The following is a 15641-nucleotide window of genomic DNA, read 5'->3' on the forward strand; positions in this document are numbered from 1 at the left end:
GATTATGAATGGATCCTCAATAATAGTTGGAAAAAGATAGCGAAACAAGATTATGTTTTTAAAGACATCTATTTCTTAAAAAAAATAGATGATAATGAATATGTCTCCTACAAGGTCGGTATTACTATTGTTGATCATTAACATCGCAAAGTGAGTTTTTTCAATAAGCGTTATTTTACAGTAATCATAGAAACCAGAGCGCCATCACCACCAACACCTTATGTCTCAATCGCCTATATGTATCCAACTGGTGGCGGTCAAAATCAGGGTAATTGTGAAGTGGGCTGCGAGAATAACTGGAATTTCGGTGGTGGTGGAATTTATGGTGGGGATGTTGTGGAAATTATCAATAACCTTACTGGAAAAGCAAATTGCACTTATTTAAAACTAAAAAACAATTCCATATTACAAAAAACTATAGAACGATTTAAAGGTAAAACTCCTATAAACTTGATTATAAATCAAAAATCCAATTTGAGACTTGATGATTATAATCCAAAAAGTGAATTGGTAAATGCAAAAACATATTACGGCAATTCGTATAATATCAATATAACTCTAAATACAGAACAGGCAAACAATAGACCATCTTTAGCCTTGGTCCGAACAATTTTACATGAGGCGATCCACGCCGAAATTTATAGAAAAGTTAAAACCACTAGCGGAGTTTCATTGGTTAATGGAGAATGGCAACTCCCTGACGGCTCACGAGCAAATTTTCCTTCGCTTTTTGATACATACAATGAAGACCCAAGTAATCCTTACCATAATTATATGGCAAAATATTATCGAGAGGCATTGGAATTAGGCATGAAAGAATATGCCACTTCGATTGGGGAAACTCATTCGGATCAGTTCTATAAAGATCTAGCCTGGAACGGGTTGCTTAATACGAAAGCTTGGGAAAATCAATATGCCGACCCCGCATACGCAAAAAAGGAGAAAACACGAATAATAACTGTCATTGCAAATTATGAAAAATCTAAAAAAAATGAATGTCATTAAGATTGTGCTTTTGATAATGCTTTCACACTCCATAATATCCTTTTCTCAAAAAAAAGAAGATGTATATCTTGTATTAAACAATGCTGATTTGGACTATTACATTGCTGGTAATTTCGATCTGAATAGAACCTATATTACTATATATAATAGAGAAGAGTATCAATACCACCAAAAAAAAGTTGAAGAAGCAAAAAAGAATGGCAGCTATCATTTTGATCCGGCAAGTGGTAGGGACAATCTTAACATTAAAGTTAGAAAATTAACCTTTGAAGTTCTCGCAGCAGAAAGACTTAAGGCATCAAGCTGCGATATTGACAGACTGAACTTGGTGGATTATGAATGGATCCTCAATAATAGCTGGAAAAAGATAGCGAAACAAGATTATGATTTTAAAGACATCTATTTCTTAAAAAAAATAGATGATAATGAATATGTCTCCTACAAGGTCGGTATTACTATTGTTGATCATTAACATCGCAAAGTGAGTTTTTTCAATAAGCGTTATTTTACAGTAATCATAGAAACCAGAGCGCCATCACCACCAACACCTTATGTCTCTATCTCTTATATGTATCCAACTGATGGCGGTCAAAATCAGGGTAATTATGAAGTGGGCTGCGAGAACAATTGGAATTTTGGTGGCGGTGCAATTTATGGAGGGGAGGTGGATTTTGATCTTGAAATTATCAATGAGCTTACGGGCAAAGCAAAATGTTTATGATAAATTATTAAAGAGCGGGATTCGAAACCCACACAATTTAATCACCCAGTTATTCATAGAGTTCGAAAATGGTAATATTGGCAATAACGAGTTAACGATTAAGATGGCGACGAACCTACCTAATTCTAATGGAGGTAAAACAGTCTTAGATAAAGAAAGCGGGAATATTCAAATTCATTTTAATGCTAAAATAACGAATCAATTATCATCAATTGAGGTTGCTGCAATTCTGGTTCATGAAATTGCACATGCATTTTTAGGAAAACATTATAACAACTACAATGCTTCGTTCAAAGAACTTTATAGTCAGTACATACATGAGAAAGGTTTGGCTGACTACAGTCATGATATCATGCGAGATAAATTTATTATCCGAATGCCGACCGCACTAAAAATAATAACTTTTGTGACTTTTTGAGGATTATCAAATATTAGCTTCCCAAGGTATATTTGACCTAACCGCTGCTCAATAAAACACATTAAACAGCATTAAAACTAAATCCAGAAATAATGATACCAACTGTAAAAACTGATCAGAACAAAACTTTAAAATTTCGGACAGCGCACTTAATTGCTATATATTTGTGCTTCCTGCTTTTTTACAATTGTTCGAAAAACGAAGAAATTTATCTATTATATGATGACTTTAAGGACTGTGAATATGTGGAGCGAAATAAGAAAAAAGAATATTATGGAATGAGCTATACGCATAATGTGAGGTTATTTAAAAAAAAATCAGTTGATAAAATATACGAAACAAAGAGCATTAAAGAAATTGAACTTACCTCCAAAAAAGATTTTTTTAATATTGATTTTAAATGATTAAAAGGTGTCAACTTAATTCTAATAATAAAAGAAGAAAAATATTCAAAATTGTTCCAGTCTCTATAATTGAAAGCCTTGAGATAATAAGCTGAACAAGAGTATAGCTATCTACTGAAGTAACAATCTTAATAACGACCTTTTTTTAAAATTATGAAACAAGAGGCACTGGCTGCAAGCGACGCCAGCGTGGGGATAGGAGGTCACCCTATCGCTAAAATTAGGCATAAAAAAACCCCTTTTTATTTAAAAAAAGGGGTTTGATTATTAATCGATTTTGTCTCCATTTTTATCAAAAAAATGGTATTCAAGATATGTGTAAGCATCTCTGGGCAGTACTTTTACCCATTTTTTATGTTCTAAAAACCATTTTGACCTGATGGACGGGAATCCTTTGGTCAAAAAGGCTGCTATAAAAGGATGTGTGTTTAAGGTCACCTTTTTGTAGTCTTTTTTGAAAATCCGTTCCATGTCCTGCTGGATGCGTTGAACCACTTTAATTGGTGCTTCAATTTCATCACCGCTGCCATCGGGATTTTCTTCTTTTGTTTCAATATTCCTTTCTGGGCGCACGCGCTGCCTTGTTATTTGGATCAGACCGAATTTGCTAGGAGGTAATATCTTATGCTTTGCTTTATCATCTTTCATTTCGTCACGAAGATGATTGTACAGTTTTTTCCGATTCTCTGCCTTGGACATGTCAATAAAATCCACCACAATAATGCCACCCATATCGCGTAAACGCAACTGTCGGGCAATTTCAGTAGCTGAAATTAAATTGACTTCTAAAGCAGTATCCTCTTGATTTTTTTCTTTGTTGGATCGATTGCCACTGTTCACATCAATCACATGGAGTGCTTCGGTGTGTTCTATCACAATATAGGCGCCTTTTGCCATCGATACTGTACGCCCGAAGGAGGTCTTGATTTGTCTCTCAATACCATATTTTTCAAAAATGGGCACGCCATTCTGATAATGCTTTACAATTGATTCCTTTTTTGGTGCAATTTGATGCACATAATCTTTGATTTGCATATAAAGTTCCTCATCATCCACCACTATACTTGAGAACGAATCATTAAAAATATCCCTCAAAATTGAGGATGCTTTGTTCATTTCTCCAAGCACTTTACTTGGATGGGGTGCTTTGTGCAGCTTTCTGCACATTGTGGTCCAACGGCCCAACAAATTCTGCAAATCAGTGTCTAACTCTGCAACTTTTTTGCCTTCAGCAACGGTTCGGACAATAACGCCAAAGCCTTTCGGAGTAATGCTTTTGACCAAACGTTTTAAACGATCTTTTTCTTCCTTTGACTCTATCTTTTGAGAAATAGAAATTCGGTCAGAAAATGGTACCAAAACAATATACCTTCCGGCAATTGACAACTCGCTGCTTAAACGAGGTCCCTTGGTTGAAATAGGTTCTTTTACAATTTGGACCAAGAGGGATTGATTGGATTTTAAGGCGTCAGCAATACTGCCGTCTTTGTCAATATCTTTTTCAAATTGAAAATTTTTGAGTAGAAAATCTGTGTGTTTCCCTGTGCTTACACGTTTTACGAATTTCAAAAGTGAAGGTAATTTTGGGCCTAAATCATGATAGTGCAAAAATGCATCTTTTTCATAACCTACATTAACAAATGCAGCATTTAGCCCAGGAACAGCTTTACGGATTTTGGCGATAAACACATCACCAACCGCAAAGTTGTTATCCTCTTCATCTTTATGCAATTCAATAAGTTTTCCATCTTTTAATAAGGCAAAATCAACAAAATCTGAACTCGAACGAATAATTAATTCTTTATCCATGTTGTTAATTTAAATCCGTTGCAACATACATTACAACAGATGGATTATACTAAATTTTTTGACACAGGACTCCCGATAATTTATCGGGATAATTCCGGTAAATCTATCTAGACCACAATCAGCGGCCAAGCATAAATTTTATATCAAAGAACTTTACTTTAAAGCCGAAAAAGTAGTTTTACAACTACTTTTTCTTTTTGTGACGGTTAGCGCGTCTACGTTTTTTACGCTTATGCGTCGCTACCTTATGTCTTTTTCTTTTTTTACCACTTGGCATAAATCAAGTCTTTTTTTAGATTAATATTTCCTTTAATGTTGTTACTCTACTTCAACATTCATTTTTACACTTTCTACAAATACTTTTGCAGGCTTAAATGCTGGAATGTTGTGTGCTGGTATTTTGATAGTGGTATTTTTAGAAATGTTTCTACCTGTTTTTTCCGCTCTTGTTTTGATTATAAAGCTTCCGAAACCTCTTAGGTAAACATTATCTCCACCTTCTAAAGAGGTTTTCACTTCGTCCATAAACGTCTCAACGGTTGCTTGGACATCTCCTTTTTCCATTCCTAATCTCTCAGAAATTTTCGCTACTAGATCAGCTTTTGTCATTGTTATTAATTTTAGGGTTTATCTATTAATTATAAGGGACGCAAATATAGGCATTTTAATTTCAATATTTCAAGCCTAATTAATTAAAATTTAACGTTGTAAAGGTTTATTTTTGTTCAGTTTTACAAAAAAATATGAATTTCAGCAGAAGAATAATCGATTGGTATTCAAGGCATAAGCGTGACATGCCTTGGAGGAATACCAAAAACCCCTATTACATCTGGTTGTCGGAAATAATTTTACAACAGACCCAAATAACGCAAGGACAACCTTATTACGATGCTTTTGTTGACAAATATCCGACCGTTTTTGATCTTGCATACGCCCAAGAAAGCGAGGTTTTAAAACTTTGGCAAGGATTAGGCTATTATTCTAGGGCTCGAAATCTACATGCCTCTGCCAAATATATTGTCAATGATCTCCATGGTGTTTTTCCAACCACTTATAATGATCTTTTAGAGCTCAAAGGTGTTGGCGACTATACGGCTAGTGCCATTGCCTCCATTTGCTACAACGAACCTACAGCAGTGGTTGATGGCAATGTCTATAGAGTATTGTCACGTTACTTCGGAATTGATACCCCCATAAATTCAACAAAAGGCATTAAAGAATTTAAAACTCTCGCTACCTCTTTAATAGACCATCAAAATCCGTCAGACCACAACCAGGCCATTATGGAGTTTGGCGCAATTCAATGCAAACCACGAAACCCTCATTGCCATAACTGTCCCTTAAATGAAAGCTGTGTGGCCCTTCAAAAAAATATAATTGATCAACTTCCGGTCAAGTTGAAAAAAACAACAGTCAGCACCAAGCACTTCAATTATATTGTGATGCTCTCTACAGATAAAAAAACTGTTTTTCAAAAAAGAACAAACAAAGGCATTTGGCAAAATCTTTATCAGTTCCCTTTATTGGAAACCGATCAAAAACTCAAGATTTCCGAATTTAAAAAACACCCTTTTATAGTGAATCTTTTTGGGGAGACCACTTTTGAATTTAGTCTCTATAATAATAAGGACATTGTTCACAAACTTTCGCACCAACATCTGCATACCAAGTTTTGGATTGTAGAAATTGATCAACTTCCACAAAAAGGAATACCAATTGCCGATTTAAAAGGCTACCCTACGTCTATTTTGATTAGTAATTTTATTGATGAGTTTTTTGATGTTTAAGTTATGCGTTTTCTCACACAGGTCATACGAAGAAAAAACGAGCTGCACAGAGGCGGTTTTATTACCCAATACCATGTTGACCGTGAAAATCAATCCTACTAATTGATATCATTAAAAAATTGATAGCAAACAATATCCATGGCTATTGAATTATTATGTTCCCGTACTGAAGAATGGCATCAAAAGAATTATCAATCCAGCGTAACAAATTCAAACACCAATAAATATTTAGTCATATTTTTTCATTACTTTTAAGAAAATCAATGCAAATGGTTAGTTTTGCATTTAAATTATAAAATAACTATGTCAGGTACTTTGAATAAAGTCATGTTAATCGGACACTTGGGAGATGATGTGAAGATGCACTATTTTGACGATAAAAATTGTGTAGGGAGGTTTCCATTAGCCACCAACGAGACTTATACAAGTAAGCAAACCAATGAGCGCATTACCAATACGGAATGGCATAATATAGTTGTACGCAATAAAGCTGCTGAAATTTGCGAGAAATATTTGAGTAAAGGCGATAAAGTTTATATTGAAGGCCGAATCAAAACAAGAAAATGGACTGATGACAAAGGAATTGAACGTTATTCTACAGAAATCCAATGTACAGATTTTACGTTTTTAAGCACCAAAAATGAAAACCAAGAGAATCCTTCAAGCCAAGGACAATCTGCAACAAACCTAAATCCAACTGTTGCCGACCCTAAACAAGATGATGATGATTTACCCTTTTAAAAAATTCTAACTAATTTCTTTAGTATTGGACCCTGAACCCACGCAATTACTATTCCTTCAATATTCTGGTAACTTAGAGCTTATTATTGGTATCATTCTCATAGTTGCCCTACTAGTATGTTCTGCCCTTATCTCAGGTGCCGAAGTAGCCTTTTTCTCTTTGACCCGTTCAGATATTGATCAAGGCTTGGAGGAAAAATCGACGGCTTTCCAAATTATTTCAAGATTGTTGGAACGCCCAAAAAAACTATTGGCTACCATACTTGTGGCTAACAATTTCATCAATATCGCCATCGTTATTTTGTTTGCATCGGTGGGCAAGTACATTTTCCACCAAATTACCATTGGTTGGATTCGCTTCACTTTAGAAGTGGTTGTTGTGACTTTCTTGATTTTATTATTCGGAGAAATCATACCCAAGATTTATGCCAATAGGAACCGAATCAAGTTTGCGATGTTCATGGCACAACCCGTTAGATTCTTGGATGTCTTTTTTTCACCAATCAGTTTGCCAATGCGCTCAATTACTATTGGTATCCACAACAAGTTGGGAAAGCAAAAATCCAATCTCAGTGTAGATCAATTGTCCCAAGCTTTAGAACTCACCGGAGAGCATGAAACCACAAAGGAAGAACACAAAATCCTTCAAGGAATTGTCTCTTTTGGTAATACGGACACCAAACAAGTCATGCGGCCTCGTATTGATATTTTTGCCCTTAATGCCGATTTGAAATATTCTGAAATTATTCCGGAGATCATTAAAAATGGATATTCGAGAATTCCCATTTACAAAGAAACCATTGATAATGTCATCGGAATTTTATACGTAAAAGACCTCTTGCCTTATATTGACAGGAAACAGTTTGATTGGACAGCCTTATTGCGCGATCCGTTTTTTGTGCCTGAAAACAAAAAATTGGATGATTTGATGGCTGAATTCCAAGAGAAAAAAGTGCATTTGGCAGTGGTAGTCGATGAATATGGCGGAACTTCAGGCTTGGTTTCTTTGGAAGATGTTATTGAAGAAATTGTAGGTGATATCAGCGACGAATTTGATGACGACGATTTGACCTACAGTAAGATTGATGAATACAATTACTCGTTTGATGGCAAAACACCATTAAAGGATTTTTATAAGATTGTCAACCTAGAGGATGAATCCGATTTTGAAAACAACAAAGGTGAAGCAGAAACTATTGCTGGCTTTGTACTGGAAATATCAGGTATTTTCCCAAGGCGAAACAGCAAAATAAACTTTAAAAATTATGTTTTCACCATTGAGGCCTTAGATAAAAAGCGCATAAAACTCGTAAAATTCACCATTCTAAAATGATAAAATCTAAAATTTTTGTTTTTTCATTAGTCCTTTTATTCTGTTTTTCATGCGGAAATGATCCCGTACCGAAACCAAAAGGTTTTTTACGATTGGATTATCCACCAGCAGCATACGAGGAAATAAATGCTGATTTACCCTTCATTTTTGAAAAAAACACCTTAGCCAAAGGCATAAAAAAAGTTAAAATGGATCCTAACAACAGGTCTTTTGGTGTCAACATTGACTATCCGACTTTAAAGGGGACCATTTATCTGACTTATATCAAAGTGACAGAAGACAATCTTATACCCCTGATCAGGGATGCCCAGAACCTTACCCAGGAACATACGCTTAAGGCCGATGTCATTGAAGGTGATTTTTATGAAAATAAAGACCATAAGGTCTATGGGATGTTTTATGAGATTGGTGGCAATGCCGCATCGCAATCCCAATTTTATGTGACAGATAGTATCAATCATTTTTTGAATGGATCGCTATATTTTTATGCCAAACCTAATTATGACTCTATTCTACCTGCTGCCGACTATTTGAAAAAAGATATCAAGCACATCATGGAAACCTTAAGATGGAAATAAACAACTTCTACTTTTGTAAATTACAATAATCCTTATATTTGCTAAACTTTTCAACAGAACACATGAAACGAGCATGCTCAAAATACTAATACCCAACGAAACGATTAATGGCGAGCAGCATGTGACCTTTGAAAAACAATATGTATAAACACATGAAATACAAAAGAATCCTCCTCAAACTATCCGGCGAAGCATTAATGGGAGATCGTCAATACGGAATTGACCCGCAACGACTGGCTGAGTATGCCGAAGACATTAAGGCCATTACAGAACTAGGCGTAGAAGTAGCTATTGTTATTGGTGGAGGCAATATTTTCAGAGGCGTTGCAGGAGCGAGCCATGGCATGGATCGCGTACAAGGTGACCATATGGGAATGCTTGCGACGGTTATTAACGGATTGGCATTACAGAGTGCTCTGGAAGATGCTGGCATTCCGACGCGCCTACAGTCTGCAGTACATATCAATCAAGTAGCGGAGCCATTTATAAGACGACGTGCGATGCGTCATTTAGAAAAAGGCCGTGTAGTGATTTTTGGTGGCGGTACCGGAAACCCTTATTTTACAACAGATTCTGCAGCCGTTTTAAGAGCTATTGAAATAGAAGCCGATGTCATTTTAAAAGGCACCCGTGTAGATGGAATTTACAACACCGACCCAGAAAAAGATAGATCAGCTATAAAATTTGACCATATCACATTTGAAGACGTATTGCGTAAAGGGTTAAAAGTAATGGATACCACCGCTTTTACGCTGAGTCAAGAAAATGAATTGCCAATTATTGTATTTGATATGAACAAAAAAGGAAACCTCCTAAAAGTGGTTTCTGGAGAAAAAATTGGGACAAAAGTGAATTTATAAATCAAAAAAGCCATTTGGCCCATTTTTTGAAATGTTTTAAAAATTAAAATCTTTAAATGATGAACGACGATATCAATTTTATATTAGACAGCGCAAAAGAAGCGATGGAAAACGCCATTAAGCATCTTGAAAAGCAGTTTTCAAACATTAGAGCAGGCAAAGCAAGTCCGGCTATGTTAGGTAGTGTCATGGTCAATTATTATGGATCTCCAACCCCATTGACCCAAGTGGCGAATATAAATACGCCTGACGGTAGAACGATTTCCGTACAGCCATGGGAGAAAAAGATGCTCCAAGAAATTGAGAAAGGTATCCAAATCGCCAATCTGGGATTTAACCCAATGAACAATGGTGACCTTATCATCATCAATGTCCCTCCATTAACAGAAGAACGACGACGTGAATTGGCAAAACAAGCCAAGGCCGAAGCCGAAGATGCCAAAATAGGTGTGCGCAGTGCGCGAAAAGATGCCAATACTGAGATCAAAAAGTTGGAAGATCTCTCAGAAGACCTTCAAAAAAGCATAGAGACGGACATTCAACAATTAACCGACAAGTACGTTAAGAGAATTGATGATGCCCTAGAAATAAAAGAAAAGGAGATCATGACCGTATAAGTAAAAGCGACTCATTGGTCGCTTTTTTAGCTTTAAATCAATTATTAATCCATCGATATATGCAAAAATACTGTGTTTGCCTTTTTTTTATATGTTATATATGGTCTGCACAGTCACAAATTCTCGATAAAAAGGGAGACACACTTAGCATCATTCAACAAGATTCGATCAGAAAGAGTAAGTTTTTCAAGCAGATTGGAAATGGTTTCTTTCCTACTAATTACATCGATATTGATCTAAGATATTTAATCAAATTCAATCAATATGAAGGAATAAGGACAGGTCTGGGCGGAAGGACCAACGATCAACTTTCTGAAAAATACCGCTTAAATGGCTATGTCGTTTATGGATTTAAAGACCATAACTTCAAATACAGTATTGGTGGTGGCTTTAGAATATTCAAACGTACCGATACGTGGATTGATTTTTCCTACACTGACGATCTACAAGAAACCGGGAGTTCCGCTTTTTTAACAGACAAGCGTTTTTTTTCATTTTTTGAACCCCGATTGTTGAACATCAGCCTGTTTCATCACCATATTACCAAGAACATTTCTCTTGAGCACAAAATCACTCCTTATTTGTTGGCAGAAACCGAACTCTCAAGAAGCAACATCACCACCACTTACGATTACACTTTTTTTGTTGATAATACGGCTTTTAAGGAATTTCGCATGAGTATCGCCAAATTGTCGTTTCAATGGAACCCATTTAATACATTTGAACCCGTTGGCGAGAATGAGGTTGAGAAAGAAGGATTTCCGAACTTTAGTTTACAAATTTCGAAAAGTTTTAAAGATGTATTAGGCAGCAATTTCAATTTCTTCAAAGCCGATTTTAGAACCATATACAAACTGGATTTCAATCCTGAGGGCAGCTCTTTTACAGAAGCTACATTGACCGGTGGTGTAGCAAAGGGAAAAACGCCTTTGACACATTTATACCATACCTATCCCAACAATATCAATAAAGCCACCATCCTGAATCGGTTTTCTGTTGCAGGTATCAACAGTTTTGAAACCATGTATTTCAACGAATTTTTTTCCGATAGATTTGCAACTCTTCAACTCAAACACGCCTTGAAACCTTTTAATATTTCTAAACGAATGCAACCGCAAATGGTCATCATTTCACGTTTTGCCTTAGGAAATATGGATCATATAGAACGTCACCAGGACATTGATTTTGGAACTCTTAACAAAGGTTACTCTGAAGTTGGCCTTGAATTGAATAAAATCCTATTTGGTTTCGGGTTAAGTTTCGCCTACCGCTACGGTGCGTATCACCTGCCCAAATTAACAGATAATATTGCTGCCAAATTCACTTTTAATATTAGTCTTTAAACAAAAGTTTAATCTTTTGTTTTTTTACCTTTGTTGCAGCAATAAACACTATGTCCAAACTCTCTACAAAAAGTTTCTGGGAAGTTGTTGCGCGATTGATTTTGCGCAACAAAATTATCATCCTTATCGTCATCGTTTTAGCAACGCTTTTCCTGAGTACGCAATGGAAAAATATGCGCTTTACGTTTACGGAGGCCAATCTGCTACCTGATCATCATGACGTCAATATCACTTACAATCAGTTTCTGGAGATTTTTGGGGAAGAAGGCAATCTCATTGTACTCGGAGTTAAAGATTCCTCACTTTTTTCGGTAGAAAACCTTAACGCCTGGAATCGTCTTTCAGAAAGTTTCAAACATTATGACGAAGTTGAAACCGTTCTTTCAATAAAAGACTTACAAAAACTCGTTAAAAATACTGAAGAGCAAAAATTTGAATTGCAAGCTTTCATTAAAGACTCCCTATCATCGATAGCCGAGATTGATACGCTGCAAAAAGAGCTTTTTCAACAGTACCCCTTTTATGACAACTTTCTTTTCAATAAGGAAACACGTACCATTAGAACAGCCATTTATCTCAAAAAAGATATTGTAAACACCTCAGTACGGAAGGATTTCATTATTGACATTCTTCAAACCAATGTTGAAAAATTTGAAGCGAAATATGGGTTAGACGTCAGGATATCAGGCATGCCCTATATCCGAACCCTCAATTCGCAAAACATAGTGGATGAAATTGGTTTGTTCATTGGTGCAGCCCTTATTGTGACATCGTTCATTTTCTTTTTGTTTTTCAGATCAATAAGGGCCACCTTAATTGCATTGGTCGTTGTGTCATTTGGTGTGATGTGGACCTTTGGTATTATTGGACTTTTGGGCTATGAAATAACGGTCTTAACAGCCTTGATTCCACCCTTGATCATCGTCATCGGAATCCCAAATTGTATTTTCCTGATCAATAAATATCAACAGGAAGTCAAAGACCACGGCAATAAGATCAAATCCCTTCAACGGGTCATCACCAAGGTTGGAAATGCCACCTTAATGACCAATGCTACGACAGCTGTAGGTTTTTCCACTTTTATTTTAACAGAAAGTGCACTTTTAAAAGAATTTGGGGTTGTGGCATCCCTAAGTATTCTTGCCATTTTTCTGCTCTCAATTCTTATTATTCCCATTATTTATACCTTTTTACCTTTCCCAAAGGAACGCCATTTGGAACACCTTAACCGCCGTTGGACCAGTGGATTTGTTAATTGGATGGCGCGTATGGTCAAAGAACGTCGTATCACCATCTACATTACAGCGGTTAGCCTATTGACCTTAAGTTTGATTGGCATTTTCCAAATTAAAATTTCTGGCAGTCTCATTGAAGACATGCCCCAAAATACTGAATTCTTCAAGGACATTCGTTTTTTTGAAAGTGAATTTAACGGCATCATGCCTTTGGAAATCATGGTGGATACCAAACGAAAAAGAGGGGTCATGCGCTTGAGTACGCTCAAACGAATGAATGAATTGGAAGAGCGCATTAATGAAATACCTCAATTATCCCGGCCGATTTCTGTGGTAAGTTTAGTTAAATATTCCAAACAAGCGTACTACAATGGCAATCCGCAATACTACCAGTTGCCAACCAGCCAAGAAAACAGTTTCATCCTATCCTATTCCAAAAACTCAAATACAGAAGCCGATCTTTTAAAAAGCTTTGTGGACAGTACAGGTCGTTATGCGCAGATCACCACCTTTATGAAAGATATTGGCACGGATAAAATGGAACGGATAGAAGAAGACCTTCAAACGGAAATCAATAAACTCTTTCCGGCCGAAAATTATAACGTCATCATGACGGGCAAGGCCTTGGTATTCCAAAAAGGCACCAATTATTTAGTAAAGAATTTGGCCATCTCCCTATCGCTTGCCATTTTCCTGATTGCCTTATTTATGGCCTACCTATTCAGATCGTTCCGAATGATTGTCATTTCGCTCATTCCCAATCTTTTGCCCTTACTGATTACGGCAGGATTGATGGGCTATTTGGGTGTACCGTTAAAACCTTCTACAATTTTAGTATTTAGTATTGCTTTTGGGATTTCAGTAGATGATACCATTCATTTTTTGGCAAAATACCGTCAAGAATTACAAGCCAACAACTGGAAGATCAAAAAATCAGTTTATGGCGCATTACGAGAAACCGGGGTGAGTATGTTTTACACCTCCATCGTCCTATTCTTTGGGTTTTCAGTTTTTACACTTTCCAGCTTTGGTGGTACTGTCGCCTTGGGCGCTTTGGTATCTGCCACCTTACTGTTTGCCATGTTGTCCAATTTATTGTTGTTGCCATCCTTACTTTTATCTTTGGAAAGAAGTATTGCCAACAAGGAAACCTTGAAGCAGCCCAGCATTAATATTATTCCTGAGGAAGACGACACTGATGAAAACTCAAATTAAAAAATTTTAAATTCCAATAGTATGAGTTGGAATTTACAATTTCATCGTTTGGTACTTGAAACCTCATAGCCTTTTTTTATCTTTGCACTCTTAAATTTATAACAATGACATCTAAAACTGTTGCAGAACTATTAAAAGCCGATTTCAAATCGGAAGACGTTGACATTAAAGGCTGGGTAAGAACCTTTAGGGCCAATCGATTTATAGCTTTAAATGATGGTTCTTCCCTTCAAAATATACAATGTGTTGTGGACTTCGAAAACACTGACGAGAAAACCTTAAAACGCATTACCACGGGTGCCGCAGTCCACATTAAAGGCCAATTGACCGAAAGTCAGGGCAAGGGGCAATCGGTTGAAATACAAGTAGAAAAGATTGTTATTTTAGGCGATTCTGATCCGGAGACCTTCCCAATCCAACCTAAAAAACACTCCTTTGAATTTTTACGTGAAAACGCCCATTTACGTACCAGAACCAGTACGTTCAGTGCCGTGATGCGTTTGCGTTCTACTCTGTCTTTCGCCATCCATAAATACTTTAATGAGAACGGGTTTTATTATATGCACACGCCTATCATTACCGGAAGTGATGCTGAAGGTGCGGGTGAAATGTTTCGTGTCAGTGCATTGGATCCTAAAAACCCACCATTGACTGAAGATGGTGAAGTGGATTATAAAAAAGATTTTTTCGGCAAAGAAACCAATTTGACCGTTTCTGGACAACTAGAAGCCGAGGCTTATGCCATGTCATTAGGTAAGGTCTATACGTTTGGTCCAACTTTTAGGGCTGAAAACTCCAATACATCGCGCCATCTGGCAGAATTTTGGATGGTTGAACCCGAAGTTGCCTTTATGGATCTGGCAGGAAACATGGATTTGGCCGAAGATTTCCTGAAATCGGTTCTGAAATATGTTTTGGAACACAATCGTGAGGACTTAGAATTTTTAGAGCAACGACTGTTGGATGAAGAAAAAACTAAGCCTCAAGCCGACCGTTCAGAACTGAAACTGATTGACAAGCTGAAATTTGTAATTGAAAACAACTTTAAGCGGGTAAGTTATACCGAAGCCATCGACATTTTGAAGGATTCAAAACCGAATAAGAAGAAACAATTCAAATATACTATTGAAGAATGGGGTGCGGATCTTCAAAGTGAGCACGAGCGATTTTTAGTGGAAAAGCATTTTAAATGCCCGGTTATTTTATTTGATTATCCAGCCAACATCAAAGCATTTTATATGCGATTGAATGAAGATGGAAAAACCGTTCGCGCCATGGACATTTTGTTCCCAGGCATTGGTGAAATGGTTGGAGGTTCACAACGTGAAGAACGCTTGGAAGTCCTTAGAGAAAAAATGAAAGCCTTGGGTATAGATGAAGAAGAATTATGGTGGTATTTGGAATTACGCAAATACGGAACCGCTGTGCATTCAGGATTTGGACTTGGCTTTGAACGCTTGGTGATGTTTGTAACCGGAATGGGAAATATCCGGGATGTCATTCCTTTTCCAAGAACCCCACATAACGCCGATTTTTAGATAATAATCAAACTTAAGCCGCTTTTGACTTGAAACC

General features: G+C 36.6%; 16 protein-coding genes. 14 read left to right on the forward strand and 2 right to left on the reverse strand.

Annotated features, from left to right (window positions below; all coding sequences use genetic code 11):
* The first annotated feature begins 150 nt into the window (after positions 1 to 150).
* The 5 genes from G6N06_RS18210 (at position 151) to G6N06_RS19760 (ending at position 2548) form a co-directional block, all read left to right on the forward strand.
* A complete protein-coding gene (locus G6N06_RS18210; protein ID WP_163518137.1) occupies positions 151 to 1005 on the forward strand; it encodes a hypothetical protein in 855 nt (284 codons plus the stop codon).
* Positions 974 to 1477 carry a hypothetical protein gene (locus tag G6N06_RS18215; RefSeq protein ID WP_163518138.1) on the forward strand — a complete coding sequence of 168 codons (504 nt, stop codon included), beginning with the start codon at positions 974 to 976 and terminating at the stop codon, positions 1475 to 1477. The genes G6N06_RS18210 and G6N06_RS18215 overlap by 32 nt, the downstream gene beginning before the upstream one ends.
* Positions 1478 to 1486: 9 nt before the next feature.
* The gene (locus G6N06_RS18220; protein ID WP_163518139.1) at positions 1487 to 1726 is read left to right on the forward strand and encodes a hypothetical protein; all 240 of its coding nucleotides are present in this window, start codon (positions 1487 to 1489) and stop codon (positions 1724 to 1726) included.
* Positions 1695 to 2144: a SprT-like domain-containing protein gene (locus tag G6N06_RS18225; protein ID WP_163518140.1), complete on the forward strand. Its 450-nt coding sequence runs from the start codon at positions 1695 to 1697 to the stop codon at positions 2142 to 2144. The genes G6N06_RS18220 and G6N06_RS18225 overlap by 32 nt, the downstream gene beginning before the upstream one ends.
* Positions 2145 to 2236: 92 nt before the next feature.
* On the forward strand, positions 2237 to 2548 hold the full coding sequence (locus tag G6N06_RS19760) for a hypothetical protein (RefSeq protein ID WP_205334797.1): 312 nt from the start codon (positions 2237 to 2239) through the stop codon (positions 2546 to 2548).
* 267 nt (positions 2549 to 2815) lie between these two features.
* Here the strand turns inward: G6N06_RS19760 and G6N06_RS18230 are convergent, their stop codons facing one another.
* Together G6N06_RS18230 and G6N06_RS18235 are read right to left on the reverse strand one after the other, a co-directional pair.
* Positions 2816 to 4357, reverse strand: a complete 1542-nt coding sequence (locus tag G6N06_RS18230) for an Rne/Rng family ribonuclease (protein WP_163518141.1) — start codon at positions 4355 to 4357, stop codon at positions 2816 to 2818.
* A gap of 318 nt (positions 4358 to 4675) precedes the next feature.
* Positions 4676 to 4966 (reverse strand): HU family DNA-binding protein, encoded by a 291-nt coding sequence (locus G6N06_RS18235; protein ID WP_163518142.1) that lies wholly within the window; start codon positions 4964 to 4966, stop codon positions 4676 to 4678.
* Positions 4967 to 5100: 134 nt separating this feature from the next.
* Here G6N06_RS18235 and mutY point away from each other — a divergent pair, with 134 nt between their 5' ends.
* From mutY to asnS, 9 genes are all read left to right on the forward strand, one after another.
* Positions 5101 to 6144 (forward strand): A/G-specific adenine glycosylase, encoded by a 1044-nt coding sequence (mutY, locus tag G6N06_RS18240; RefSeq protein ID WP_163518143.1) that lies wholly within the window; start codon positions 5101 to 5103, stop codon positions 6142 to 6144.
* Positions 6145 to 6447: 303 nt separating this feature from the next.
* Positions 6448 to 6885, forward strand: coding sequence for a single-stranded DNA-binding protein (locus G6N06_RS18245; RefSeq protein ID WP_163518144.1), 438 nt, complete (start codon positions 6448 to 6450; stop codon positions 6883 to 6885).
* A gap of 25 nt (positions 6886 to 6910) precedes the next feature.
* The gene (locus tag G6N06_RS18250; RefSeq protein WP_163518145.1) at positions 6911 to 8218 is read left to right on the forward strand and encodes a gliding motility-associated protein GldE; all 1308 of its coding nucleotides are present in this window, start codon (positions 6911 to 6913) and stop codon (positions 8216 to 8218) included.
* Positions 8218 to 8796: a gliding motility lipoprotein GldD gene (gene gldD, locus G6N06_RS18255; RefSeq protein ID WP_443093410.1), complete on the forward strand. Its 579-nt coding sequence runs from the start codon at positions 8218 to 8220 to the stop codon at positions 8794 to 8796. Before G6N06_RS18250 ends, gldD begins: the two co-directional genes overlap by 1 nt.
* A 152-nt stretch (positions 8797 to 8948) precedes the next feature.
* Positions 8949 to 9656, forward strand: coding sequence for a UMP kinase (pyrH, locus tag G6N06_RS18260; protein ID WP_163518147.1), 708 nt, complete (start codon positions 8949 to 8951; stop codon positions 9654 to 9656).
* A gap of 59 nt (positions 9657 to 9715) precedes the next feature.
* Positions 9716 to 10273: a ribosome recycling factor gene (frr, locus tag G6N06_RS18265; protein WP_163518168.1), complete on the forward strand. Its 558-nt coding sequence runs from the start codon at positions 9716 to 9718 to the stop codon at positions 10271 to 10273.
* 59 nt (positions 10274 to 10332) lie between these two features.
* Positions 10333 to 11616, forward strand: a complete 1284-nt coding sequence (locus G6N06_RS18270) for a hypothetical protein (protein ID WP_163518148.1) — start codon at positions 10333 to 10335, stop codon at positions 11614 to 11616.
* Positions 11617 to 11666: 50 nt separating this feature from the next.
* On the forward strand, positions 11667 to 14066 hold the full coding sequence (locus G6N06_RS18275; RefSeq protein ID WP_163518149.1) for an efflux RND transporter permease subunit: 2400 nt from the start codon (positions 11667 to 11669) through the stop codon (positions 14064 to 14066).
* A gap of 104 nt (positions 14067 to 14170) precedes the next feature.
* Positions 14171 to 15604 carry an asparagine--tRNA ligase gene (asnS, locus tag G6N06_RS18280; protein ID WP_163518150.1) on the forward strand — a complete coding sequence of 478 codons (1434 nt, stop codon included), beginning with the start codon at positions 14171 to 14173 and terminating at the stop codon, positions 15602 to 15604.
* Positions 15605 to 15641 lie beyond the last annotated feature (37 nt).

It is taken from the genome of Gelidibacter japonicus (assembly GCF_010725055.1).
GTDB lineage: Bacteria > Bacteroidota > Bacteroidia > Flavobacteriales > Flavobacteriaceae > Gelidibacter > Gelidibacter japonicus.